This window comes from Frigidibacter sp. SD6-1 (assembly GCF_030143255.1).
In the GTDB taxonomy this organism is placed as follows: Bacteria; Pseudomonadota; Alphaproteobacteria; order Rhodobacterales; family Rhodobacteraceae; genus TMP-24.
This window is the reverse complement of the sequence record NZ_JARJNR010000002.1, coordinates 189,826-213,996: the sequence shown is the minus strand read 5'-3', so window position 1 is coordinate 213,996 and position 24,171 is coordinate 189,826. Positions and strand designations below refer to the sequence as shown.

Genomic DNA, 24,171 nt, shown 5'->3' with positions numbered 1-24,171 from the left:
CCATGGGTTTCAAGACCGATATCGAGATTGCCCGCGAGGCGAAGAAGAAACCGATCATGGAGATCGGTGCCAAGCTGGCCATCCCGGCGGAGCATCTTCTGCCCTATGGTCACGACAAGGCCAAGGTCAGCCAGGAGTTCATCCGCTCGCTGGAAGGCAGACAGGACGGCAAGCTGATCCTGGTGACCGCGATCAACCCGACGCCCGCGGGCGAGGGCAAGACCACGACCACCGTGGGCCTTGGCGACGGTCTGAACCGCATCGGCAAGAAGGCGGTGATCTGCATCCGCGAAGCCTCGCTCGGGCCGAACTTCGGCATGAAGGGTGGTGCGGCTGGCGGCGGTTACGCGCAGGTCGTGCCGATGGAGGAGATGAACCTTCATTTCACCGGCGATTTCCACGCGATCACCTCGGCGCACAACCTGCTCTCGGCGATGATCGACAACCATATCTACTGGGGCAACGAGCTTGACATCGACGAGCGCCGCGTGTCGTGGCGCCGGGTGATGGACATGAACGACCGCGCGCTGCGTGACATCGTCGTGTCGCTGGGCGGTGTCGCGAACGGCTTCCCGCGCCAGACCGGCTTCGACATCACGGTCGCCTCGGAAGTGATGGCGATCCTCTGTCTCTCGAAAGACCTAGAAGACCTGCAGAAACGTCTGGGCGACATCGTCATCGGCTATACCCGCGCCAAGAAGCCGGTCTATGCCCGCGACGTGAAGGCCGACGGCGCCATGACCGTTTTGCTGAAGGATGCGATGCAGCCGAACCTGGTGCAGACGCTGGAAAACAACCCCGCCTTCGTCCATGGCGGCCCGTTCGCCAACATTGCGCACGGCTGCAATTCGGTCATCGCGACCAAGACCGCGCTGAAGCTGGGGGAATATGTCGTGACCGAAGCGGGCTTCGGGGCCGACCTCGGTGCGGAAAAGTTCTTCGACATCAAGTGTCGCAAGGCGGGGCTGAAGCCCTCGGCCGCAGTCATCGTCGCGACCGTGCGCGCGATGAAGATGAACGGCGGCGTCGCCAAGGCCGATCTGGGCGCCGAGAATGTCGATGCGGTCAGGAAAGGCTGCCCGAACCTCGGCCGCCATATCGCCAACGTGAAATCGTTCGGCGTGCCGGTCGTGGTGGCGATCAACCATTTCTATTCCGACACCGATGCGGAAGTGGAAGCGGTCAAGGCCTATGTCGCCGAACAGGGCGCCGAGGCGATCCTGTGCAAGCACTGGGCGAACGGCTCGGCGGGCATCGAGGACCTGGCGAAGAAGGTCGTGAGCCTCGCCGAAAGCGGATCGGCCAATTTCGCCCCGCTCTATCCCGACGAGATGAGCCTCTTTCAGAAGATCGAGACCGTCGCCAAGCGCATCTATCACGCTGACGAGGTTCTGGCCGACAAGTCGATCCGCGACCAGCTGAAGGCCTGGGAAGAGGCGGGCTACGGCCATTTCCCGGTCTGCATGGCCAAGACCCAGTACAGCTTCACCACCGATCCGAACCGCCGTGGCGCGCCCACGGGCCATTCGGTGCCGGTCCGCGAGGTGCGCCTGTCGGCGGGCGCCGGCTTCATCGTGGTGATCTGCGGCGAGATCATGACGATGCCGGGCCTGCCCAAGGTACCGTCGGCCGAGGTGATCAGGCTGAACGCGGAAGGAAACGTCGAGGGGCTGTTCTGAGCCTCTCTGACATGGAATAACCCTCAGGCGCCCCCAGGATCATCTCTGGTGGGCGCCTGTTTCATCCCGAGGCCCCGGGAGCAGGAAAGAGGAACGAGATGACGGCTAAGGTGATCGACGGCAAGGCCTTCGCGGCGAAGGTACGGGGCCAGGTGGCAGACCATGTGGCGCGGCTGAAGGCGGAGAGCGGCCTGACCCCGGGCTTGGCGGTGGTGCTGGTGGGCGAGGATCCGGCTTCTCAGGTCTATGTCTCGTCGAAAGGCAAGATGACCGTCGAGGTCGGCATGAACTCTTTCGAACACAAGCTGCCCGCCGACACGTCCGAGACCGATCTTCTCGCGCTGATCAAGTCGCTGAACGCGGATGCGAAAGTTCACGGCATTCTCGTGCAGTTGCCGCTGCCTTCTCATCTGAATTCGGACCTCGTGATCAACTCGATCGATCCGGCCAAGGATGTCGACGGCTTTCATATTTCGAACGTCGGCCTTCTGGGCACCGGTCAGAAGTCGATGGTGCCCTGCACGCCGCTTGGCTGCCTGATGATGCTGCGCGACCATCACGGATCGCTGGCGGGCATGAATGCGGTTGTCGTGGGTCGGTCGAACATCGTCGGCAAGCCGATGGCGCAGCTGCTGCTGGGCGACAGCTGCACGGTGACGATCGCGCATTCGAAGACCAAGGACCTTCCGGCCGTCTGCCGTCAGGCCGACATTCTGGTGGCTGCCGTCGGTCGCCCCGAGATGATCACGGGCGACTATGTGAAGCCGGGCGCGACGGTGATCGACGTCGGCATCAACCGTATCGAGCGTGATGGCAAGGCCAGGCTGGTGGGCGATGCCCATTACGAAAGCTGCGCCGCCGTCGCGGGCGCCATCACCCCGGTTCCGGGCGGCGTCGGCCCGATGACCATCGCCTGCCTTCTGGCCAATACGCTGACGGCCGCCTGTCGGGCGCATGGTTTGGCGGAACCGAAGGGTCTGACCGCCTGATCCTTGCTGCGCGTGCCGGATTTCGATACGAAATCCGGCCGGAACCTTTCAAAGGTTCCGGTCCGATTTCTTTTCAAGAAATCGGCTCATCCGGTCGAGCCAGCCATTCCAGGACGCCGCGCCGTTTGATGAGGTTCTTGTAATCCCACTGGATGGCGCGCGCCTTCTCAAACCAGCAGACGAGGGCCGCGCGATCGATCTGCGCGACATCGGTCAGTCGCGCTTCAGCCGCCTTGAATTTGCCTTCGGGGCGCAGCGAGGTTTCGCCGAAGGACTGGCCGCTCCAGAACAGAAGCTGGACATGGGCCTTGCGCACCCAATAGCCCGCCACCGGATTGCCGTTCAGGAACCAGACCGGCCCGCCATGCCAGACCTTCGCCTGGGCCTCGGGCAGTCCGGCGGTAATCTCGGCCGCCAGGCGGTCGCAGATCGCCCGGGGCTCGGGTGCTTGACGCTGGTTGTATGCCGGGATGTCGGGTGTCATGTCGCGGCCTGCGCTGGGTCGCCGATCAGGCAGAAACCATGGCCGAACGGGTCGCTCATGAAGGCGACCGGCGGACGGCCGGGCGGCTCGTGCCAGGCCTCGAGCCGCGCCCCGGCGGCAAGCGCCCGGTCGCGCGTGGCGGCGACATCGGCGACATGGAAGTCGAGGTGCACGGGCGTCCAGTGGCGCCGGTAGGTCCGTCCGGCGGTCGCGTCGGGATGGGGCGTGCTGCCCTCGGCCCGTGCCGTCAACAGAAGGCGCTGGCCATCGGCCTCGATCAGCGCGAGGCCGGTGTAGGGTTCGGCCACGGTGCGGAAGCAAAAAGTGTCGCCGAAGAAGGCCAGGCCTTCTTCAATGCTCGGGACATCGACGGACACGGCGATCTTCATGGCGTTGTCCCTGGGATGTCAGGCGGCCAGCAGGCCTTCCATGCGGGCGTAGCTGTCTTCCATCCCGTCGGCCATGCCGGTCGCGAGCATCGCTTCGCGCGTGGACGCGTCGGGAAGCGACATTGTCATGACCATGCGGGTACCGGCCTCGACAGGAGTGAATACCGTCACGACATGGTTTTCAGGCGTCGGGTCGGGCAGGAACATCCGCTCGACATGCTCGATGCGGGAATGGGGCGTCAGGCTGATGAATTCGCCGGTCGCATGAAATCCCATCTCGCCGTTGGTCCATTCGTAGCGGAAGCTGCCGCCCGGGCGCGGGTCGCATTGGCAGACGGGCATGGTCCAGCCATCGGGTCCGGTGCACCATTTCGGAATGAGGACGGCGTCGGTATGGGCGCGCCAGACAAATTCGGGTCGGGCGCGGAACAGCCGGGTGATGACGACTTGCGTGTCGCCGACGAGATCGACGGTCAGGCTCATTCCTTGGTCTCCAGTTCTGCAAGGAGGATATCGAGGCGGGCATAATTGGCCTCGAAAGTGCGCCGCAACTGGCCGAGCCAGTCCTCGATCTCGCCCAATCGATCGGGCGCGAGGCGGCAGGGGCGGCGGTTGCCGTCAATGCGCCGGAGAATCAGGCCCGCGTCCTGCAGAACCTTCAGATGCTGCGATATCGCCGGCTGGCTGATCGCGAAGGGGCGCGCAAGGTCGGTTGGGGTCGCCTCGCCCCGCGCGAGTTGCGCCAGGATGGCCCGGCGGGTCGGATCGGCAAGAGCGTGCAGGGTCGAATCCATTGAGTCAATTCCTTATATAAGTACATAACTATATTAAAACCTCGATCCGGTCAATCCATGACAGCGCGTTAGCGGGACAAGGGACAGGGGACGCAGCGTGATCCGGTCAGGATTGCCAGCGCCCCCGCTTCGAACAGTCCGCGCAGGTCTGGGTGGGTCGCCTCCATGCCGCCGGTATAGGTGCCGTAGGCCGGCAGGATCGCCCGGTTGCCATCGGTCAGGAAGGCCGGGCGCGCCTGGCCGGCCAGGCGGACCTTCGGGTGATAATGGCCCGAAATCTCGCCAGCCGCCCCGTCCAGCGCGATATGGCGGAACGTCAGGGGGCCAATAGTCACCGCGGCCAGATGCGCGCCGCCCAGATCGACCGGCCCCGGATCGTGATTGCCCTCGATCCAGACCCAGCGCCGTCCTGCCTGCATCCGCGCCAGCCAAAGCGCATCCGCCTCGGGCAGCGCGCTGGCGGCCAGATCGTCGAAGGAATCGCCGAGGCAGATCACTGTCCGCGCCCCGGTGCGATCCAGGTCGGCGTCGAGCCGAGAGAGCGTATCCGACGTCTCATAGGGTGGGATCAATGCCCCACCCCGCCGCGCGTAACGTTCCGAGCGGCCAAGATGCAGGTCAGAGACGGTCACGATCGCCTCCGCCGCCCAGTAAAGCGCGCCCGAAGGCAGCGCCGTCAGCCGCGCGCCCTGAAGATCGAAATCGAAACCGCCCATGTCCTTCATTCTGGCGCAAATATCCACGGGGGGCGCCCCGGATGCAATCCGGGGCGGTCGGGGGGCAGTCAGCCCCCCGCCTTTGGCCCGGAAAGACCGGCCTCCGCCATCAACCGTTCCGCCGCTTCCTCCAGAAGCCGCTCGCGCGCTGCGCCGAAGACCGGCACCTTGCCCACCTCGAAGAAGAGCGGCGCCGCGAAGGGGGTGGCATGGTCCAGCCGCCGGGTGCGGATGCGGGCGCCGGTGCGGTTGATCAGTGCCTCGATCCGGGCGAAATCGACCATGCCGCGCATCGCCTCCTCGCGCGTGACCTTCAGCATCAGATGGTCGGGGTCGTATTTGCGAAGCGTGTCATAGAGTATGTCGGTTGAGAAGGTCGCCTGCCGCCCGGACTTGCGCTGGCCGGGATGGTTGCGCGGCGTCAGCCCCGCGACGATCGCCACATTGCGGAAGGTGCGCTTCATCACCGCATTGCCCGCAAGCCAGTCCTCGAGCCCCGCGCGCAGGCGGGCGAGATCGAAGAGCGGTGCGGGGTCGGTGACCGGATCGAGACCCCAGATCAGCGTCGCATAATCGGTGGCGACGAAGCCAAGGGGGTGCAGCCCCTCCTCCTCCATCCGCTTGGTCATGAGAAGGCCGAGCGTCTGCTGGGCATTGCGGCCCGCGAAGCCGTAGATGCAGACGTACTCGCGCCCCTCGGCGGGAAAGCTCTCGATCAGCAACTCGCCGTCGCGCGGCAGGTCCGAACGCTCGCGCTGAAGGCGCAGCCAGTCGGCGGTATGGGCGGGCAGGTCCGGCCAATCGGGCTCGGCCATGATGGCGAGCATCCGCGCGCAAAGCTCCGTCGAGGTCGAGAATTTCGTGCCCGAAAAGACCGCGACCTTCGGTTCGCGGCCGCGTTCGCGGCTGACCTCGACCGTCAGTTCGCGCAGGCCTTCGTAGCGCACCACCTCGCCACCGATCAGGAACGTGTCGCCGGGGGTGAGGGAGGCGGCAAAGGCCTCTTCGACCTCGCCCAGGGGCTTGGCCCCGAAGCGGGCCTTCAGCGCGACCGTCAGAAGTTCGGACGAGGTGATGGTGCCCACGTTCATGCGGATCATCTGGGCCGCGCGCGGGTCGCGCAGCTGCCAGTGGCCGCCCTTCAGCACAAGCCTCTGCCATTTGTCATAGGCCTTCAGCGCATAGCCGCCCGTCGCGCAGAAATCGAGGCAGGCGTCGAATTCGGCGCGGGTGAGGGTGGCATAGGGGCCGGCGGCCGTGACCTCGGCAAAAAGCGCGTCGGCCTCGAAGGGCGCCGCGCAGGCGGCGATCAGGATATGCTGGCAGAGCACATCCTTCGGCCCCGGGCCCCGGGGCTCGCCGTCGAGGTCACGGGCGCGGACCGCCGCAAGCGCCGCCGCGCATTCCACGACCTCCCAGCGGTTCGCGGGCACCAGAAGCGCCTTCGAGGGCGCGTTGTAGCGATGGTTGGCCCGCCCGATCCGCTGGACGAGGCGCTTGACGTTCTTCGGCGCGCCGACCTGGATCACCAGGTCCACATCGCCCCAGTCGATGCCGAGGTCGAGCGAGCCGGTGCAGACGATGGCGCGCAGGCTGCCTGCGACCATCGCTGCCTCGACCTTGAGCCGCGCCTCGCGGGCGAGCGAGCCGTGGTGGATGGCGATGGGAAGTGCATCCTCGTTCTGCAGCCAGAGGTCGTGGAAGAAAATCTCGGCCTGGGCGCGGGTGTTGTGGAAGATGAGCGTCGTCCTGTGACCGCGCACCTCGTTCAGGATCGCGGGGATCGCGTAACGGCCGCCGCCACCCGACCAGGGGGGCGGCTCGTCGGTGACGAGCATCGAGATCTCGGGATCGGGGCCGGGGTCGGCGGCGACGATCGGGCAGGGGGCGGGATGGGGGGCGAGGAAGCTGGCGATGGCCTCGGGGTCCTCGACCGTGGCCGACAGGCCGACGCGGCGCAGGCCCGGACAGAGCGATTGCAGGCGGGCGAGGCAGAGCATCAGCTGATCGCCGCGCTTGGATTCCGCGAGCGCGTGGATCTCGTCGACGATCACCCGGGAAAGGCCCGCGAAGGTGCGGGCGGCGTCGGGGTAGGAAAGCATCAGCGCCAGGCTTTCCGGCGTCGTCAGCAGGATATGCGGCGGATCGGCGCGCTGGCGCAGGCGCCTTTGATAGGATGTGTCGCCGGTGCGATCCTCGATCCGGACGGGCAGGCCCATCTCCTCGACCGGGCGAGAGAGGTTGCGGCGGATGTCGGCGGCAAGCGCCTTCAGGGGCGAGATGTAAAGTGTGTGCAGGCCCTGATGCCTGCCGTCCGCCAGTTCGACCAATGTCGGCAGGAAGCCCGCAAGCGTCTTGCCGCCGCCGGTGGGCGCGAGGAGCAGGAGCGCGGGCTCGCCCGCGCGGGCGAGGAGCGCCCGCTGATGGGGATGGACCTGCCAGCCCCGGGCGGCGAACCAGTCTGAAAAGGGTGGCGGCAGCGCGGACATGCGGCGACGATAGGACGGCGCCGCGCTGCTGGCCAGAGGGGCTGCTCCTCGTCAGGCTAGCGCCTGCTCGTCGCATGGACAACGGCGAAGAGCGGGCGCACGCCCGGCGATGAGCGGTTGCGCGCGGCAGCCGGGGCCCGCGACCGTCACTCCTCGTCAGGCTAGCGCCTGCTCGTCGTTTGCGCATCTGCGAAGAGCGGGCGCAAGCCCGACGATGAGCCTTCAGTGCAGGTGACGCGGCCGCGCGGCGAGCGCGCCGGGCAGTTGCGTCGGCGGCGTCAGGTGGGCGCCGGTCAGCGCCTTGTCGAGCGCCGATTCCACCGTCTTGACCAGCACCTCGCCCGCATTGTCCTCAGGCAGCGCCCGCGGCATCAGCGCGGCGGGATCGAAGAGCCCGTCGGCGGCACTCGGCCCGAAGGTGGCGCGCAGGAAGGGCAGCATCCTTTGTTCGTCGATCCCCTGCGCCTCGGCCCAGCCAAGCGCGCTGCGGGTGATCGCCGAGGAGGCGGCCGCGAGGCAATCCTGCAGGGCCTTCGCGGCCATCGCGGTGCCATACTCGCCCATCCTGACCGCCGACCCGGCCATTGCCGCAAAGAGCGGTGCCAGCGTATCGAGCGCATCGGCCGGACCGCCGAGAAGCAGCGTCACCTGGCCGCCGTCGGCGAGGCGCTGCGCGCCGATCACCGGCGCGTCGATCAATGTGACATGTTTCGCCACCCGGCCACGCAGCGCCCGCACATAGCGTGGCGACAAGGTCGAAAGCAGGATGATCGTCCTGAGCGACGGAAGCGCCTTGGCCAGACGCTCCTCCTCGAACAGGAGCCGCTCGCTTTCCATCAGGTCGCGCGGCATGAAGAGAAGCGTCTCGACCGCCTCGTCGCCCGGCTGCGCGGGGCGCGTGACCGCCCCGCCGCCATCGCGCAGGCGGGCAGCAAGGAAGGGCAGGGCGGAATGCGTGCCGGCAGCAGCGATCGAAGACATCAATGAACGATCTTTTCTTCCTTGACGAACATGTTCGCCCAAGCCCGGTCGATCAATTCCGGCGTCATCTGGTAGGGGATGCCTTCGAAATTGCAGATCGAAATCATTTGGTCGATCAGGAAGACCGGCTGGTAATTGGCATATTCGTTGTTGATGGTGGGATATTTGACTTTCAAAAGGTGAAGCAGTGCCTTCTCTTCCAAGGGCATCTTCTTCTTCTTCGCGACCATCGCGAAGATTTTCAGGAAGTTTTCCTGGTTCGGCCCGTCGATCTTGATCTTGAAGAAGATCCGGCGCAGGGCCGCCTTGTCGAAGATGTCGTTGGGGTGGAAGTTCGTGGAGAAGATCACGAGCGTGTCGAAGGGCACCTCGAACTTCTCGCCCGATTGCAGGGCGAGGATGTCGCGGCTTTCTTCAAGCGGCACGATCCAGCGGTTGACGATCTTCTGCGGCGGCTCGGCCTGACGGCCAAGGTCGTCGATGATGAAGACGCCGCCGGTGGCCTTGAGCTGCAGCGAGCCGGTATAGGTCCGCGCGGTCGGGTTGTAGGTGAGGTCGAGCATGTCGAGCGAGAGTTCACCGCCGGTGATCACGGTGGGGCGCTCGCACAGCACATAGCGCGTGTCGAACCGGCCGGAGGATCGGCGCAGGCTGGTCGGGTCATCCTCGAACGATTGCGCCGCGGAATGGACGATCGGGTCATAGACGGTGATCACCTGCCCGGCATATTCGATGGCGCGCGGCACATAGATCTTGTCGCCGAGCGCGTCGCGGATACCGTTCGAGATCGAGGATTTGCCGTTGCCGGGCGGACCGTACATGAGGATCGAGCGGCCCGAGCCCACGGCGGGCCCGAGATGGTCGAGCAGTTCGTCGGGCAGGATCAGATGGCCCATGGCGCCCGTGAGCTGCTGGCGGGTCATCTGGATATTGCGGATCGACTGTTTCTTGACCTGCTCGCGGTACATTTCCAGCGGCACGGGCATGGCGCCGTAATATTCCGACTGCGCCAGCGCATCGAGCGCGCGCGCCTTGCCCGCGTCGGTCAGCTGATAGCCCATCTCGCCGCCCGAATTGGCATGGAGCGTGCCTGTCGCTTCCAGAAGGCGCTGGCTGCGGCAGAGGTCGATCAGTTCCTGGGCAAGACCGAGCGGCAGGCAGACCTGGCGCGCGATGTCGCTCGCCTGGTCGATGTTCATGCGGAAGATGGTCTTCAGGACCACATCGCGCATCATCACCGTGTTCAGTCCGGTCTCGGCCAGCGACTTCGGCTGCGCCGGTGCGATGACGTTGGTGACCTGCATGTTCATTGCACTCTGCCCGTGTTCGTGCGCCCCCGGCATGGGCCGCCCGACTCAGGGGCGGTGGCAGGCCTGCGCAAAAGATTTCCAATGGCGAGACTGGCGGGCTAATGTGGCCAAAAAAGGGAAGATCGGGCGGGAAATTTGGGCATGAGAAGATTTGACTGGCGCGGGCTGACGGCCCTGCTTCTGGGCGTTGTTCTGGTCATGGGCGGGCTGCCGTTCCTGAAGGGCGGCTTCTATATCGGCAAGCACGAGGGCGATACGCTGCATCTGGCGGATATCGTGCTGCGCATGGCGGCGGGCGAATGGCCGCATCTGGATTTCATGACGCCGATCGGGCTTATGGCCACCGCGCCCATTGCGCTCTTCGTGAAGGCGGGCTGGGGGTTCGGGCATGCGATCTTCCTCGCGCAGCTTCTGGTGGCGCTGGTGCTTCTGGTGCCGACCGTCTGGGTGAGTGCACGGCGGGTGGAACCCTTGACCGGGCGCGCGGCAGCCTGGGCCTATGGCGCGCTGGTGATGGTGCTCTGCCTTGCGCTCGTCCATGGCGAGGCAGAGATCAGCATCTCGGTCTCGATGCATTACAACCGCTGGGCCTGGGCCATCGCCTTTCTGATCGTGCCGCTTGTCGTGCTGGACCGGAGCGGCGAGCCGACTGTCACCGGGAGACGTCTGGATGGTATGCTGATCGGCGCAGGGATGGCGGCACTGGTGCTGATCAAGATGACCTATGCGGTCGCTCTGTTCCCCGGCCTCCTGATCGGCCTGATCGCTAGACGCTGGTGGGCGGAAGTCGCTTTTGCGGTGATCGCGGGTCTTGTCGTCCTTGGCATCGTGACGGCTTTTTCCGGACCTGCCTTCTGGCTCGCCTATCTGCACGACCTCGCCATCGTTTCCGCCTCTGAAGTGCGTCCGATGCCGGGCAAGGATTTCGGCATGATTGCCGCCGCGCCCGCCTATCTTGGCGGCACGATCGCGCTATTCGCATTGGTGATCTTTCTCAGGCAGGCGGGCCGGGATGCAGCCGGGGTGGCGCTTCTCTTCCTCGCGCCGGCGTTTCTCTACATCACCTACCAGAATTACGGCAACGATCCGCAATGGCTGGCGCTGGCGGCCCTGATCGGCCTTGGCCTGAGGCCTGCGGCGGGTCTGGTGAACGGGTTTGGCTGGGACTTGCGGAAGGCGATGGGCCTTTCTGCCGTGGCGCTCGTCTGTTTCGGCCTGCCCTCGGCGCTCAATCTCGCCTACAGCCCGCTGAGGCATCTGGCACAGCCGACCGACAAGACGCGCCCGCTTCTGTCGAACCTGCCGCAACACGGCGATGTGCTGACCGAACAGGGACGTATCTACAAGGTCACGCAAACGGTCACGGCGGACGGGCCGGGCGCGCCCTTCGCGCTATACCGGCCGCTTGCCGGCGCGCGCGACATCGCGGTTCTGAATGGCGAGAGCCTGCCCGAGTGCGAAACCGGGGGCGGCTTCGCGGCCTGGTTCGAGACCTTGGCGCGCGATCTGGACGGGGCGGGTTATGCGGGCAAGCGCATCTTCGTGGCCGACCTTTTCACGCAGCTCTGGATGTATGGACCTTTCGAGCCGATCAAGGGCGCCGCGCCCTGGTATTACGGCGGCCTGCCGGGGATCGAGCATGCCGACTACGTGCTGGTGCCGGAATGCCCGCTCTACGAGAAGGCCCGCTACGGCACCCTGAAATCGCTGAAGGACGGCAACTATGTGCTGACCGAGGAGCGGCGGACGCCGCTTTACCGGCTCATGAGGCTTGCGACCCAACCGTGAACCGGCGGCAGCGCCACGAAGCTGAGGTAGAAGACGAAGGTGGCAACAAGCGCCAGGCCGAAGGGGAACTTCTCGGTCAGCCAGTTCTTGCCGCGCTTCCACGAGGCCCAGTCGGGCGTGGCACGCACGACCGCCGGGATGGCCCGCAGCGTGCGGTGGGCGATGAGCGCGGCAATCGCGAAGACCGAAAGCGAGACGAGGATCACGCCCAGATGGTTGGGGAAGACGAAAGGTGCGGCGGCGGCGGCGAATTTCGCGTCGCCCGGGCCGACGGGCGCGCGCAGGGCAAAAAGGATGTAGCCGACGAAATAGACGACGACCGCATTCACCCAGCGCCAGGCCCAGGCGTCGAGCGGAAAGAGAAGCGCACCGGCCACCAGCCAGACCCCTGCCAGCGCATAGACCGCGCGGTTGGGGATCTTCATGTGCTTGAGGTCGGAGAAGAAGGCCCAGAGCGAGATGGGAAGCGTCAGCGCGAGCAGGATGAGATAGGCGCGCTGGATATCTTCTACCGGCATGTTCAGCATCGGTTCAGCCCTTCGTCACGTTGGCGTCAAGCGTATCGAGGGCGCGCTGGGCTTCCTCGAAATACTGGGGCGCGGTGTCGACCGCCTCTTGCAGAAGGGTCCGGCCGGTCGCCACATCGCCCTGCTTGATGGCGCTGAGCGCCGCCGTATAGAGAAGCTGCGCGCGTTCGGCCTGCGTCATCGACACGATCGGCATGTCGTACTTGCGCTGCGCGGCGCGGGCGAGGACAAGGTTGTTCTTGGTGGTGAAGACCGAAGGGTCGTAGGTCAGCGCCTGGGTGAAAAGCTTCTCGGCCCCGGCATAATCGCCGCGCGTCAGCTTCGAGAAGCCCCAGTTGTTCAGGACGCCCGAGGGCTTGGTCGTCAGCCCGAAGGCGGTTTCATAGAAACTGTCGGCCTTCTTCCAGTTCTTCTTCGAATCCGCCACCATCGCTTCCAGCCGGTAGCGCTCGAACGTCTCGTGCGTCGGCGGGATCTGGTTCAGCGTGGCTTCCGCCTCTTTCCACTGATTGTTGCGGATCTGCGCATCGGCAAGTTCCACCCGGTCGTCGTTGGTCGCGCCGGGCATGGCGATCACCTCGCGCCAGACCTGGGCGCCTTCGAGCGGTTTCTTGGCGCGGACGAGCGATTTGGCAAGCCCCCGGCGGTAATCGATGTTCTCGGGGTTTGCGGCGGAAGCCTTGGTGAAATAGGCGACCGCCTCGTCGGGATTGGCTGCCTGCAGCATCAGGGCATTGAGACCCGCCTGATCGGATTCCGTGAATTCCTTCAAGGCCTTGGCGGCTTCCTTGCTGCGATCCTGTTGGCAGGCCGACAGCGAAAACATCCCTGCGATGCAGAGCGAGATCAGAACCGGGTGGCGCATTTGCTGCGTCCTTTGCTCGTTGCCTCAGTTATTGGTGAGAAGCAGATAGGTGCCGTTGCCACGTCTCACCAGCGAGAACTTCGCCTCTTCGGGCGCATCATAGGTGGGATTTTCCAGTTTTGCGAGCGCCCGACGCAGATTCTCGCGGATTTCGTCCGATTGGCCACTGTCGAGTGCGAAGGCGGTCTTGAAGACGAGGCTTGCCTCGGCGACCTCGCCCTTTTCCATCAGCACGACGCCAAGGTTGTTCCAGGCGGGCACAAAGGTCTCGTCAACTTCGATCGCCTGGCGGAGGATGCGTTCCGCCTGCCCGAGGCGACCGAGTTTCAGGTCGGCCGATCCGATCGCGGAAAGGACATCGACCGTCGGCCCCTGTTCGGCCGCGCCGCGGTAATAGGCCTTCAGCGCCAGTTCATACTCGCCCGCCGCCATCAGCCGGTGGCCGACGATCAGGCCATCGACGGAGTCCTCGCCGCGCGCCACGCCGGGCGCATAGGGATTGTCCTTCTTCGGTGCCAAAAGGCCGCCTGCCGATTGGCAGGCGGCCAGAAGGCCGATCAGGGCGGCCAGGCCGAGCTTTGTACGGATCATCCGTCCTACAGTCTGAAATTCGCGAACAGCTGCATCATATCGTAGACGGAGGGGCCGACAAGGATCATCAGCAGCGGCGGCACGGTGAACATCATCGTGCCGAGCGTCATCTTCGTCGGCAGCTTGTTCGCAGCCTCTTCAGCGCGCATCACGCGCTTGTCGCGCATTTCCCCGGCATAGACGCGGAGCGCCTCGGCGATCGAGGTGCCGAATTGCTGGGACTGGATCATCACGGTGACGAAGGAGGCGACGTCCTGCACACCCGACCGTTCGGCGAAGCCCTTGAGAACGGTGGGCTTGTCCTTGCCCGCTTTCACTTCCTGCGACACGATCTCCAGCTCTTCGCCCAGCGCGGGATAGCCGGTCTTCAGTTCCTTCGAGACGCGGATGATCCCCTGGTCGAGCGACTGGCCCGCCTCGACGCAGACCAGGAGCATGTCCAGCGCATCGGGGAAGCCGTTCTGGATCTCGGCCTGGCGGGATTCAACCCGGCGCTGCACCCAGTATTTCGGGAAGTAATAGCCCAGGCAACCCGGCCCGATCACATACATGGCGAGCTTGGTGGTCGATACGTCGGCGGAACCCGCCTGAGACAAGGCATAGATCACGCCGAGAATCAGGCAGATGATGCCCAGCATGAACTGGATCGCGTGGAAGGTGCGGACTGCATGCTTGCCGCGATAGCCCGCGCGGGTCATTTGCAGGCGTGCCGCACTCATCTCTTCCTGGCTTTGCGGTTCGAGGAAGGTCGCGAACTTGTCGAGCTTGGCACCGCCGCCGGCGCTGGCGCGGAGCTTCTTCTGCTTGCCGTCCTTGGCCGTGGTCGTCGCCGCCTGCGGCTTGGCCATGTCGCGGAACTTCGACAGGGGATCGACCGTCTTCTTCAGCAGCACAGGCAGCACGGCGGCGATCAGGGCGATTCCTAGAACGCCTACGACGATCAGCGGCCCGAGCGGTCCGAGCGTGTCGGTGAGCAGTTGGTTCAGCTGTTCCATCGCCGCCTCAGACTTTGATGTTGGTCATGATTTTCATGAAGATGATGTTCACCGCGAGGAAGGTGAACACGATGAGCGCCGCCGGGATGAAGTAGGGCGTGTCTTTCACGGTGTCGAAATAGTCGGGCTTCGTCACCTGGATGATCACCAGGACGCCCAAGGGGAAGCCCGACAGGAACATGCCCGACCATTTCGCCTCTGCGGTGATGGCGCGCACCCGGCGGAACAGCCGGAAGCGGGCGCGGATGACCTTGGCCAGGCCGTCGAGGATCTCGGCCAGGTTGCCGCCCGACTGGCTCTGGATGGTCACGGCGACGGCAAGGAAGCGGAGATCCTGCATGTCGATACGTTCGGCGAGGTCCTTCAGGGATTCGGTGATCTCGCGGCCATACGCCGCCTCGTCGGCGATCATGCCGAATTCGGTCCCAAGGGGATCGGGAATTTCCTTCGCCACGATCTGGATCGCCGCCGAGAAAGGGTGGCCGACGCGCAGGCTGCGGACCATCAGTTCCACCGCCTCGGGCAATTGCTCCTCGATCATGTCGATGCGCTTCTTGGCCTTCTTGTTGACCCAGAAGAAGACCGCGCCGACGCCCATGATGATTGACACCGCGATGCGGATCGGCAGCGATGCGGCGGTGCCGATCGTCAGGCCGAGGAAGGCCACGACCGCCAGAAGAGCCATCACCCCCATAAGCGCCTGCGGCGAGAAGGCGATGTTGGCCTTCTGCGCCTTCTTGGCGAGGAGGGAATAGAGCGGAATGCCGGTGGCGCGCAGGTGCTGGCTGGCTTCCTTGCGGAGCTGTTCAAGGACCTTCTCGCGCTGGCCACCCTTCTCCAGAAGGGCAAGGCGGCGGCTGACCTTCGAGTTCATCGAGATCGACTTGCCGAAGGCTAGCAGATAGATGCCTTCGACGAGGAAGAGCACGGCAACGAAGATCAGGCCGTAGATGATCGGGGTCGGGCTGATGATCATGGCGCTTACTCCGCAGCCACGGGTTCATAGATCGAGGCAGGCAGGTCATAGCCCCACTGCTTGAAGCGGTCGGCATAGGCCGAGCGCACGCCGGTCGCGGTGAAGCGGCCGATGATCTTGCCTTCGGGCGTTAGGCCGAGCCGCTCGTAGCGGAAAATCTCCTGCATCGAGATGACCTCGCCCTCCATCCCGGTGATCTCGGTGACCGAGGTCATGCGGCGGGAGCCGTCTTGCAGGCGCGAGGCCTGCACGATCAGGTTGACGGCGCTGGCGATCTGGCTGCGCACGGCTTTCAGCGGCATCTCGATACCGGCCATGGCGACCATGTTTTCCAGACGGCTGATGCCGTCGCGCGCGCTGTTGGCGTGGATAGTGGTCATCGATCCGTCGTGGCCGGTGTTCATGGCCTGCAGCATGTCGATGACTTCCTCGCCGCGGGTTTCGCCGACGATGATGCGGTCGGGACGCATACGAAGCGCGTTCCTCAGACAGTCGCGCTGGGTGACAGCGCCCTTGCCCTCGACGTTCGCCGGGCGGCTTTCCATCCGGCCCACATGGACCTGCTGCAGCTGAAGTTCCGCCGTATCCTCGATCGTCAGGATGCGCTCGTCATTGTCGATGAAGGACGAGAGCGCGTTGAGCGTCGTCGTCTTACCCGAGCCCGTACCGCCCGAGACGATGACATTGAGGCGCGTGGCGACGGCGGCCTGAAGATAGGCGGCCATTTCCTCGGTGAAGGCGCCGAAGCGCACGAGGTCGTCGATCCCGAGCTTGTCTTTCTTGAATTTCCGGATCGAGACGAGCGAGCCGTCGACCGCGACCGGCGGCACCATACAGTTGAAACGCGATCCGTCGGCCAGACGGGCGTCACAATAGGGGTTCGATTCGTCGACGCGCCGGCCCACGGCCGACACGATCTTGTCGATGATCCTCAGAAGATGGCGTTCGTCCTTGAAGGTGATGTCGGTCAGCTGCAGCTTGCCCGCGCGTTCCACGAAGATCTGCTGCGGACCGTTCACCAGAATATCGTTGACCGTCTCGTCCTTGAGCAGGGGTTCCAGCGGGCCAAGGCCCATGACCTCGTCATAGAGTTCCTGGTTCAGCGTCGCGCGTTCGTCCTTGTTCAGCACGACGCTCAGTTCCTCGAGGGCCTCGATGGAAATCGCGCTGATTTCCTGCTTCAGATCCTGTTCGGTCGCATGTTCAAGCGCCGAGAGGTTGAGGTTGTCGAGAAGCCGCTTGTGCAGCTCGACCTTGATTTCCCCCATCCGCTCGCGGCGTTTTCTTTCCTTGTCGGCGGCGGTGACCTGCGCGGGCTGGGCGCCCGCCGCGGCAGGACGCCGCATCGATACCGCCTGGGCGGCGGCCTGCGGCGCCGCCTGCGCGACGGCGGGTGCGGCCGGCTGCGGCGCGGCCTGATCGGGCTTCTTGAAACGCGAGAACATTGTCTTCCCCCAGGGGTAAGTCGGTCAGGTCGGTCAGGCCCGGGCGTCAGCCGCGGCCTTGTTCAGGTCGAAGATCTGCTTGGCGAGCTTGGCGATTTCCTTGCGCAGCGGATTCTTCGGCGCGGTCTCGGCCAGGGGCGCCCCGTGGTCATTGGACTGGGTCACCTGGGCGGAACCATCCGGAAGCTGCAATTCAAGCGTGATATCAAGGCTTTCCGCCAGGCGTTTGGCGCGGCTCTTGCCCGACAGGTCGGTGAACTTCGGTGCCCGGTTGAGTGCGAACCGGAGCTTTTCGTGCGGCAGGTCTTCGGACTTCAGCGCGCGGATCATCCGCAAGGCATTCTGGGCCGAGCGCATGTCGAGTTCCATCAGGGCGAAATAGACACTGGCCTTCGACAGAACCGCTTCGGTCCACTGCACGATGGTCGCGGGCATGTCGATCACGACATAGTCGAAATTCGCGCGCGCCACGTCGAGGATGCGGTTGATATCGTCCGATGTGGCGATGTCGAGCGGCAGCATGTCGGCGGGCGCGGTCAGGACGCTGAGCTTTTCCTGATAGACGACCATCGATTGCAGAAGCGATTCCGCGTCGAGCGCTGCGGTGTTCGACAGCATTTCATAGACCGCCTCGCGGCGGGGCAGGTCGAGGTAGGTCGAAACCGAACCGAACTGGAAGTTGAAATCCAGAAGCGCCACGCGCGGGGGATTGTCCTTCTGGACGGTCGCCAGTTCCCAGGCGAGGTTTACCGCCAGTGTCGTCGCCCCGCAGCCGCCGGCGAGGCTGTGGACCGGCAGAATCACGCCGTCCCTGTCGCCCTTGCCCTTGAAGGCCGGCGCATGGGCGCCATGCTCGCCGTGTTCGGCCGCCTGAGCCGCGGCACGCATCCGTTCGATTGCCTCGTGCAGAGCGTTTTCAGGTAGGGGGTAGGGAACGAATCCGTCGGCGCCGAGCTTCAGAAGCTGGTGGAGCGCGATCGGGCTGACCTCGTCGGCGATCAGGATCACCTTCACGCCCTTGTCCTTGGCGGTGGTGATGGTCGCGGCGATCTGGGCGATGTCGCTTTCGTCCTGGGCGTCGACGGCGATGGCGATGAATTCAAGGGCATTGGCTTCGGGCTGGCCGAGAAAGACCTGGGCGTCGGCGAAGGTCAGGTCGCCCCAGCTTTCGCCAAGCTCGGCCTCCATATCCTCAATCAGAAGATCGAAGTTCGAGACATCGCGCGCCACCGTACAGGCGAGGATCGGCGCCGCCTCCGGCTGCAAAGCTGCTACACTGCTCATTCCCAACGTCCTTTTCCGCGCGATTTCCCGCGCCACAGTTCCGAACGGCGGACTTTGCCCACCCGTCACTCGCCACAGCGACCGAAGATAAGCCTTCGGCCTTACTCCCGGGTTTCGAAACTCAGGGAGAAACTTGGCAAGATTGGGGCCAAAAGATCGAAATTATGCGATTTGTTGAGACGATCAAAAGCGAAGGGCGGCCTTTGTTGCCAAAGGCCGCCCCGAAGCTGAAACAATGGGAAGTCAGGACTAATTGGAACCCGCCGCCCCGCTGCCTTCGGTGACTTCCGCCTGGGTATGGACCGGCATCGCGCTGGCGACATATTCGCGGAAGATGATCTGCGCGTACTTTCCGTTCAGCACCAGAGAACTGTTGGCGACGAAACCCGACACTTCGGTGACCGTCCGGCGATTCTTGCGCTCGGGGTCCTGAGTGAAGACCAGCGGCTGGGTCTCGCCGAACGAGGCCACTGCTTCCAGCCGCGACTTGCTGATGCCCTGCGAGGCGAGGAAGGACACGACCGCATTCGCCCGGCGCAGGCCGAGCCGCTTGTTGTAGGCGTCCGAACCCACGAGGTCGGTGTGACCGTAGACACGGAAACGCACTTCCGGGAACTGCCGGATCCAGTCGGCCTGACGCATGAGCGCGTCCTGCGCGGCGCCGTCGAGGACCGCGCTGTTGAATTCGAAGTTCACGGTGTTCGGGACGTCCGCTGCGAATCTGCGTGTCAGGTCAATGACATAGTCCCGTTCGCCGGACTGGATCTGGGTGTTGGCCATGGTCGAATGGCCGAAGTCGCGGGTTTCGATCTCCGATCCGGCCTCGGCGTAGAAGGACCGGGCGATGTTGGTTTCCTTCGAGCAGCTCGCGAGGGCGAGCGCGCTGACGGAGATGAGGGCGAGGGCAAGGTGCTTTTGCATCGTCTTACTCCATCACATAGCCGTAGGAACCGGAGAAGTCCTGCTTGGCGACTTCTGCGGCGGACCCGCTCTTGGATTTTCCGTTCGCCGAGGTCTGGCCGAAGAGGAAAAGCTGTGCCTCGGTCGGCGGCTTCACACGGTCTGTGGGAAGCGCGAGCGCCTCGCCACGGACCGGCGACACCAGATGCGGGGTCACGATGATCACGAGCTCGGTCTGGTTGCGCTGATAGTCGGCGCTGCGGAACAGAATGCCAAGAACCGGGATGTCGCCGAGCCATGGCACCTGGTTGTTCAGGTCGGTGAATTCGTCCTGCAAAAGCCCTGCGATGGCGAAGCTCTCGCCGTCACGCACTTCAACTGTGGTTTCCGCTTCGCGCCGTTTGAACGCATTTACCGCGAAGCTTCCGTTCTGGATGCTCACGGTGGTGTCAATTCCGGAAACCGCCGCATTCAGTGCAATATTGATGATGTCTCCATCGACGACACGCGGTGTGAAGGCCAATTCCACACCGAAGGGTTTGTACTCGATAGTGACGTTATTGTCCTTGTCGGGCACCGGGATCGGGTACTCGCCCCCGGCGAGGAACTTCGCTTCTTGACCCGAGAGAGCTGTAAGATTGGGCTCTGCGAGAGTGCGCACCAAACCTTTGCTTTCCAATGCTTCAAGCATTGCCGCAAGCTGGACGCCGCCAAGACTGAAGTCGATGATCCCAGCCCCAGCGAAGTTCTGGGATACCCTGAATCCGGTGTCGATGACGTTCCGGCCCGGCGTGGTTGGGTCCGGGCGCAATGTAAGACCGCCCGTACCCGTGCCGCCGCCGACATTGCCGCTGTTGAACAGCAGGCCGCCATTCAGCGTCTTGCCGACCGAGCGCTGCATTTCCGCGAAGCGGACCTTGAGCATCACCTGTTGTGTGCCGCCGACGCCCATCAGGTTCGAGACCCGCTGCGGCGCGTAACGCTCCGCGAGATCGAGAGCGCGGTCGAGGGCGGCGATCGAGGAAACGACGCCCGACAGCACGATGCCGTCATTGGCGGTGCGGACCTCGATATTCTCGTTCGGGAGGATCTGCTTCAGCCGCTCCTTGAACTCGGCCACGTCGAGCGACACCTGCACATCGACATTGGTGATGAGCTTGCCGTCCGGACCAAGAAGGGTCAGCGTCGTGCGCCCCGGCGCCTTGCCGAGTACGTAGATCGACTTGTCGGACAGGGTGGAAATATCGGCGATCGCCGGATTGGCGATGGACAGTTCGGCGAAGGGCTGGTCGGCTTCGACCACGACGGCGCGGTTCATCGGAACCTCGAGCGTCGAGGAGGTGGAGCCTTCCACAACCTTGAGGGTCTCGGCATGGACCCGGTTCATCGGAGTGCCAAGCACAAGGCCCAGCAATCCTGCCGTCAGGATATATTTAGCGCTCATTGTGACCTGCCTCTCGGATCACGGTTATCGGGTCTTCATGCCCATATTGCCGCCAGCATGCGCCAAAGCCGGATTTATTTCAAGAATCAGCTGTTTGTGGCGCGTCGCTTATGTGGGTTGTCCGCAACAGTCGGGAAGCCGTTGTGTTCAAGGGCCACCCGATCCACCAGATAGGGTGGCCCTGAACGGAGTCAGTTGGTGCAGGGGATTTGTGTCTCGACGATTTCGCCGCCCTTGTTGGTCCGGATCGTGCAGACCTTTTCTTCCTCGACCACGACGGGCGCGGGGGCGTCCTCGATGCCAAGCAGCGTCTTGCGGTCGATCTCGCTGCCGACGGCTGCGGCCGAGCTGTCGTCGCTCGCGCCGACGAGAGCGAGCGTCAGGCGGCCGGAGTTCTGGGCGAGTGTCAGAGCGTTCACCTGGTCGATCGAGCCTTCGATCGTGATGGTGCGGGCGATCTGGGTTTCCTCGGTCCGGTCGGCGTCTGCGCTCTGGTCGATGGCGATGATGCGCACCGCCGATTGGATGAGCTTTGTGATCTGCCGGTTGTTGGCGTCGCCGGTCCAGATCACGTCCACGCGGTCGCCTGGGCGCAGGAAGCCCGACACGCCCGAGGAGACGTCGACATTCAGCGCAAGCGCCCGCATGCCGGGGCTGAGGTTTGCCGTGATGCCCGCGTCGATGCCGGGCTCGGTGATCTTCGAGGCCAAGAGCGGCTCGAACGGTTCGATCGACCTCAGCATCGCACGCGGGCGGGTCTCGCCTTCGAAGAACACCGGCACGATGGCCGGATCGCCGCCCTGGGCCGCGACGACGATCGGGAAGGCGCCAGCCGGAACCTTGTCGGCCTGCCATTTGATGACTTCCAGATCGTTACGGGTGAAGCGCTCGCCGTATTTCATCGCCTTGGTGGCGACGACGACATCGACAAGGCGCGGCGCGGCGGCCTGCTCGGCCAGGAGCCGGTCCCGGTCGACCTGGGTTTGCTTGATGAAGTCTTGCGCCATGTAGACGGCGAAGCCGGCGAGCCCGAGGCCGACGACAAAGACTAGTCCGAAGATGATCCGCATGAAACGCGCCCTCTCATTCAATCCTCTGAGTCGGCGCTTGCTGATCCGGCGACCGTACCCGTCTGGCCGCACTATCCGAATGGATTATGACTTAATGGTGGTCAAAGCGGGTCTTGGAGATGGAAATAGCCGCTTCTCGAAACATTCCGCCAGGGCCGGACTTCCGTCGGAAGCCGGCGCAAAGCGCGGCGATCAGGGAACCGACACGCTGCTGAGATAGGCTTCCACCTTGTCGCCGATCGAGGACATGTTGCCCTTGATCGCCCCCATGGCGATTGCCACCAGTGAAACGACGCCTGCGGTCAGCACGACCCAGTCGACGGTGACTGCACCGGTCTCATCGTCGTTGAACTTCTTGAAATCGAGTACGAAGCGCTTCATTTCAATCTCCCAAGTCGCGGCGCGCAGCGCCCGCGTGGTTCCCAATCTTGTGAAGAGGTTGCCTGCGGTTAATGTCAGGAATTGGGCAGGCATAGGCCGATTTGGCGGACCGGGCGCACGGTATGGAAACAGTGCGATACCCAAAGACGCACAAATACCGGATGCGCGAAGCCAGAAACGAAACGAGCCGCGCCTCGGGCGCGGCTCGATCCGATTTGCGTGAGCGCGGCGATCAGCCGACGGACACGCTCGAGAGGTATTTGTTGATCTTGGTCGAGAGCGCGCCGGTGCCCGATTTGACCGCGCCGAGGGCGAGCACGCCGAGGCCGACGACGGCGGCGGTCAGAACGACCCAGTCGACGGTTACTGCACCGCTTTCATCGCGGTTGAATTTCTTGATATCGATCGCCAAGATTCTCATTTTCTACTCCAAACTGGATCACACTGGTCTACAAGCATGGAGACGGTCCGCTGTGTCGGTGACGATAATTGGGCGAGGATGGTTCAATTTGGTGAAACGAAAGCTCCAACTGCGAAACAGACCGATGCTCATTTGCGCATAGTGCAGGCGTTGCCAGAAGGCACAAACGAAACGAGCCGCGCCTCGGGCGCGGCTCGATCCGATTTGCGCGAGATCGGCGATTAGCCGACGCTGACGGTCGAGAGGTAGTTGTTGATCTTGGTCGAGAGCGCGCCGGTGCCCGACTTGATCGCGCCGAGGGCGAGAACGCCGAGGCCGACGACGGCGGCGGTCAGCACGACCCAGTCAACCGTGACCGCGCCTTCTTCTTCATTGTGGAACTCTTTGACCGATTTGAAGAATTTCATTTGTCTGTCTCCGTAGATGTTCAGCTTCTGCACCATCCGCACCCGTGTCTCCCGGGAGATCTCTGATCCCGTCCCCGTCGCGGCATGGACATATCTAGCCCGCGAATCGTGGCGCGATTGGGGCGCTGTTCGTACATTTTTCGTGATTTTCCATGTTGGCATTCTCAATCTAAATCATTGAATATAAATGATTATTGTGCTTGTCGGCCGCTGTGTGGCGCTGGAATATGTTGCCAAAAGAGCCGCTGCGGCCACATTCTCTGCCCCTTCGCGCGAAAGCAATGGAAAGCCCCTCGAAAAATCGTCAGACTGATTTCCAAGAACAGAACGAGGCAAGTCAGGGCAGCAAACATGGCGCAGGCCAGGCGAGGGGCAGCGGTACTGATCGCTTGCGTGTTCGCATGCGCGGCCGGTCAGCTGTCATATGCGCAGAGCGCGCCTGCGGCCGCCGCGCCCGAGCCTTACCCTTCCTTCACGTTCAAACGTATCTCGGCGCCCAAAGCGGGCACCACAAAGCGGATCACCGTTCAGATCGATCCGGCGGAACAGGCCGCCCGGCTGGCCGCACCCGTCCTGCCGCCACCGGAAAATCCGATCCCGCGCGGGGGAGCGGACCCGGACCTGAAGCCGCTTCCGGCGATGCCCGGCGTTCCTCTGGGTAGCTATGCCTGGTTCTGGGATCGGGTCTCGCCGAATCTCGGCGAGGGTGCGGGGCGTTTCTCGCTCGCGCTTCATTCTCTGACGCAGGGGCCGGATGGCGCGACCGTCGCGGCGCCGCGCCTGCAGGCCCTGCAGAATATCGCGGAAGCGCACGGGACCGACATTCTCAAGGCGACGATCGACAAGCAGGTGTCGCCCGCGCTGGTGCTGGCGGTGATCTCTGTCGAAAGTGCGGGGCGGGTCGATGCGGTTTCCTCGGCCGGGGCGCAGGGGCTGATGCAGCTTATTCCGGCGACGGCCGACCGGTTCGGTGTCGCGGACGCCAAGGACCCGGTGCAGAACATTGCCGGTGGCGTCGCCTACCTCGACTGGCTGATGCGTGAGTTCGGCGGCGATCCCCTGATGGTGCTCGCCGCCTATAACGCGGGCGAGAACTCGGTGAAGGGCGCGGGGGGCGTGCCGAATTACGCCGAGACGCGCGACTATGTCCCCAAGGTACTTGCCGCCTGGGCGGTGGCGCGCGGCCTGTGCGTCACGCCGCCGGAGCTGGTCTCGGATGGCTGTGTCTTCGCGGTGAAAGGATAAG

At 64.1% G+C, this 24,171-nt stretch carries 25 protein-coding genes; 4 read left to right on the top strand and 21 right to left on the bottom strand.

Annotated elements, in window-relative coordinates; genetic code table 11:
- The first annotated feature begins 2 nt into the window (after positions 1–2).
- A complete protein-coding gene (locus tag P0645_RS05580; RefSeq protein ID WP_284163589.1) occupies positions 3–1,679 on the top strand; it encodes a formate--tetrahydrofolate ligase in 1,677 nt (558 codons plus the stop codon).
- Positions 1,680–1,777: 98 nt separating this feature from the next.
- On the top strand, positions 1,778–2,668 hold the full coding sequence (gene folD, locus P0645_RS05575; RefSeq protein ID WP_284163588.1) for a bifunctional methylenetetrahydrofolate dehydrogenase/methenyltetrahydrofolate cyclohydrolase FolD: 891 nt from the start codon (positions 1,778–1,780) through the stop codon (positions 2,666–2,668).
- Positions 2,669–2,741: 73 nt separating this feature from the next.
- On the opposite strand, the gene P0645_RS05570 is transcribed toward folD, so the two are convergent.
- The 8 genes from P0645_RS05570 to P0645_RS05535 form a co-directional block, all read right to left on the bottom strand.
- Entirely contained in the window at positions 2,742–3,152 is a 411-nt protein-coding gene (locus P0645_RS05570; RefSeq protein WP_284163587.1) for a DUF1801 domain-containing protein, read from the bottom strand.
- Positions 3,149–3,541 carry a VOC family protein gene (locus P0645_RS05565; RefSeq protein WP_284163586.1) on the bottom strand — a complete coding sequence of 131 codons (393 nt, stop codon included), beginning with the start codon at positions 3,539–3,541 and terminating at the stop codon, positions 3,149–3,151. The genes P0645_RS05570 and P0645_RS05565 overlap by 4 nt, the downstream gene beginning before the upstream one ends.
- Positions 3,542–3,559: 18 nt before the next feature.
- Complete coding sequence (locus P0645_RS05560; RefSeq protein WP_284163585.1) at positions 3,560–4,024, bottom strand: SRPBCC domain-containing protein; 465 nt, start codon at positions 4,022–4,024, stop codon at positions 3,560–3,562.
- Positions 4,021–4,335 (bottom strand): ArsR/SmtB family transcription factor, encoded by a 315-nt coding sequence (locus P0645_RS05555; protein ID WP_284163584.1) that lies wholly within the window; start codon positions 4,333–4,335, stop codon positions 4,021–4,023. The genes P0645_RS05560 and P0645_RS05555 overlap by 4 nt, the downstream gene beginning before the upstream one ends.
- Positions 4,336–4,403: 68 nt before the next feature.
- Entirely contained in the window at positions 4,404–5,051 is a 648-nt protein-coding gene (gene pdeM / locus P0645_RS05550) for a ligase-associated DNA damage response endonuclease PdeM (RefSeq protein ID WP_284163583.1), read from the bottom strand.
- Positions 5,052–5,119: 68 nt separating this feature from the next.
- Positions 5,120–7,540: a ligase-associated DNA damage response DEXH box helicase gene (locus P0645_RS05545; protein WP_284163582.1), complete on the bottom strand. Its 2,421-nt coding sequence runs from the start codon at positions 7,538–7,540 to the stop codon at positions 5,120–5,122.
- Positions 7,541–7,762: 222 nt separating this feature from the next.
- Positions 7,763–8,521: an NAD(P)-binding domain-containing protein gene (locus P0645_RS05540; protein ID WP_284163581.1), complete on the bottom strand. Its 759-nt coding sequence runs from the start codon at positions 8,519–8,521 to the stop codon at positions 7,763–7,765.
- Entirely contained in the window at positions 8,521–9,831 is a 1,311-nt protein-coding gene (locus P0645_RS05535; protein WP_284163580.1) for a DUF8689 domain-containing protein, read from the bottom strand. The genes P0645_RS05540 and P0645_RS05535 overlap by 1 nt, the downstream gene beginning before the upstream one ends.
- 141 nt (positions 9,832–9,972) lie before the next feature.
- Here P0645_RS05535 and P0645_RS05530 point away from each other — a divergent pair, with 141 nt between their 5' ends.
- Positions 9,973–11,619, top strand: coding sequence for a hypothetical protein (locus tag P0645_RS05530; protein ID WP_284163579.1), 1,647 nt, complete (start codon positions 9,973–9,975; stop codon positions 11,617–11,619).
- Here P0645_RS05530 and P0645_RS05525 read toward each other — a convergent pair.
- The 13 genes from P0645_RS05525 to P0645_RS05465 all read right to left on the bottom strand — a co-directional run bounded on the left by P0645_RS05525 (position 11,586) and on the right by P0645_RS05465 (position 22,925).
- On the bottom strand, positions 11,586–12,146 hold the full coding sequence (locus P0645_RS05525; protein ID WP_284163578.1) for an A24 family peptidase: 561 nt from the start codon (positions 12,144–12,146) through the stop codon (positions 11,586–11,588). The genes P0645_RS05530 and P0645_RS05525 overlap by 34 nt on opposite strands.
- Positions 12,147–12,150: 4 nt before the next feature.
- Complete coding sequence (locus P0645_RS05520; RefSeq protein ID WP_284163577.1) at positions 12,151–13,011, bottom strand: tetratricopeptide repeat protein; 861 nt, start codon at positions 13,009–13,011, stop codon at positions 12,151–12,153.
- Positions 13,012–13,035: 24 nt separating this feature from the next.
- Positions 13,036–13,602, bottom strand: a complete 567-nt coding sequence (locus tag P0645_RS05515; protein WP_284163576.1) for a tetratricopeptide repeat protein — start codon at positions 13,600–13,602, stop codon at positions 13,036–13,038.
- A gap of 5 nt (positions 13,603–13,607) precedes the next feature.
- Positions 13,608–14,597 (bottom strand): type II secretion system F family protein, encoded by a 990-nt coding sequence (locus P0645_RS05510; RefSeq protein WP_284163575.1) that lies wholly within the window; start codon positions 14,595–14,597, stop codon positions 13,608–13,610.
- A gap of 7 nt (positions 14,598–14,604) precedes the next feature.
- Positions 14,605–15,573, bottom strand: a complete 969-nt coding sequence (locus P0645_RS05505; RefSeq protein WP_284163574.1) for a type II secretion system F family protein — start codon at positions 15,571–15,573, stop codon at positions 14,605–14,607.
- Between the two features lie 5 nt (positions 15,574–15,578).
- Positions 15,579–17,018 (bottom strand): TadA family conjugal transfer-associated ATPase, encoded by a 1,440-nt coding sequence (locus P0645_RS05500; protein WP_284163573.1) that lies wholly within the window; start codon positions 17,016–17,018, stop codon positions 15,579–15,581.
- 33 nt (positions 17,019–17,051) lie between these two features.
- Entirely contained in the window at positions 17,052–18,302 is a 1,251-nt protein-coding gene (locus P0645_RS05495) for a CpaE/TadZ family protein (protein ID WP_284163572.1), read from the bottom strand.
- 249 nt (positions 18,303–18,551) lie between these two features.
- Entirely contained in the window at positions 18,552–19,223 is a 672-nt protein-coding gene (locus P0645_RS05490; RefSeq protein ID WP_284163571.1) for an OmpA family protein, read from the bottom strand.
- A 4-nt stretch (positions 19,224–19,227) separates the two neighbouring features.
- The gene (locus P0645_RS05485) at positions 19,228–20,646 is read right to left on the bottom strand and encodes a type II and III secretion system protein family protein (protein WP_284163570.1); all 1,419 of its coding nucleotides are present in this window, start codon (positions 20,644–20,646) and stop codon (positions 19,228–19,230) included.
- Between the two features lie 191 nt (positions 20,647–20,837).
- Entirely contained in the window at positions 20,838–21,716 is an 879-nt protein-coding gene (gene cpaB, locus P0645_RS05480; RefSeq protein ID WP_284163569.1) for a Flp pilus assembly protein CpaB, read from the bottom strand.
- Positions 21,717–21,908: 192 nt separating this feature from the next.
- Positions 21,909–22,097 carry a hypothetical protein gene (locus tag P0645_RS05475; RefSeq protein ID WP_284163568.1) on the bottom strand — a complete coding sequence of 63 codons (189 nt, stop codon included), beginning with the start codon at positions 22,095–22,097 and terminating at the stop codon, positions 21,909–21,911.
- Positions 22,098–22,329: 232 nt separating this feature from the next.
- Positions 22,330–22,518, bottom strand: a complete 189-nt coding sequence (locus P0645_RS05470) for a Flp family type IVb pilin (protein ID WP_284163567.1) — start codon at positions 22,516–22,518, stop codon at positions 22,330–22,332.
- A 221-nt stretch (positions 22,519–22,739) separates the two neighbouring features.
- On the bottom strand, positions 22,740–22,925 hold the full coding sequence (locus P0645_RS05465) for a hypothetical protein (protein WP_284163566.1): 186 nt from the start codon (positions 22,923–22,925) through the stop codon (positions 22,740–22,742).
- A gap of 351 nt (positions 22,926–23,276) precedes the next feature.
- Between P0645_RS05465 and P0645_RS05460 the strand changes: the two genes are divergently transcribed.
- Entirely contained in the window at positions 23,277–24,170 is an 894-nt protein-coding gene (locus P0645_RS05460; RefSeq protein WP_284176654.1) for a lytic transglycosylase domain-containing protein, read from the top strand.
- Position 24,171: the final 1 nt, after the last annotated feature.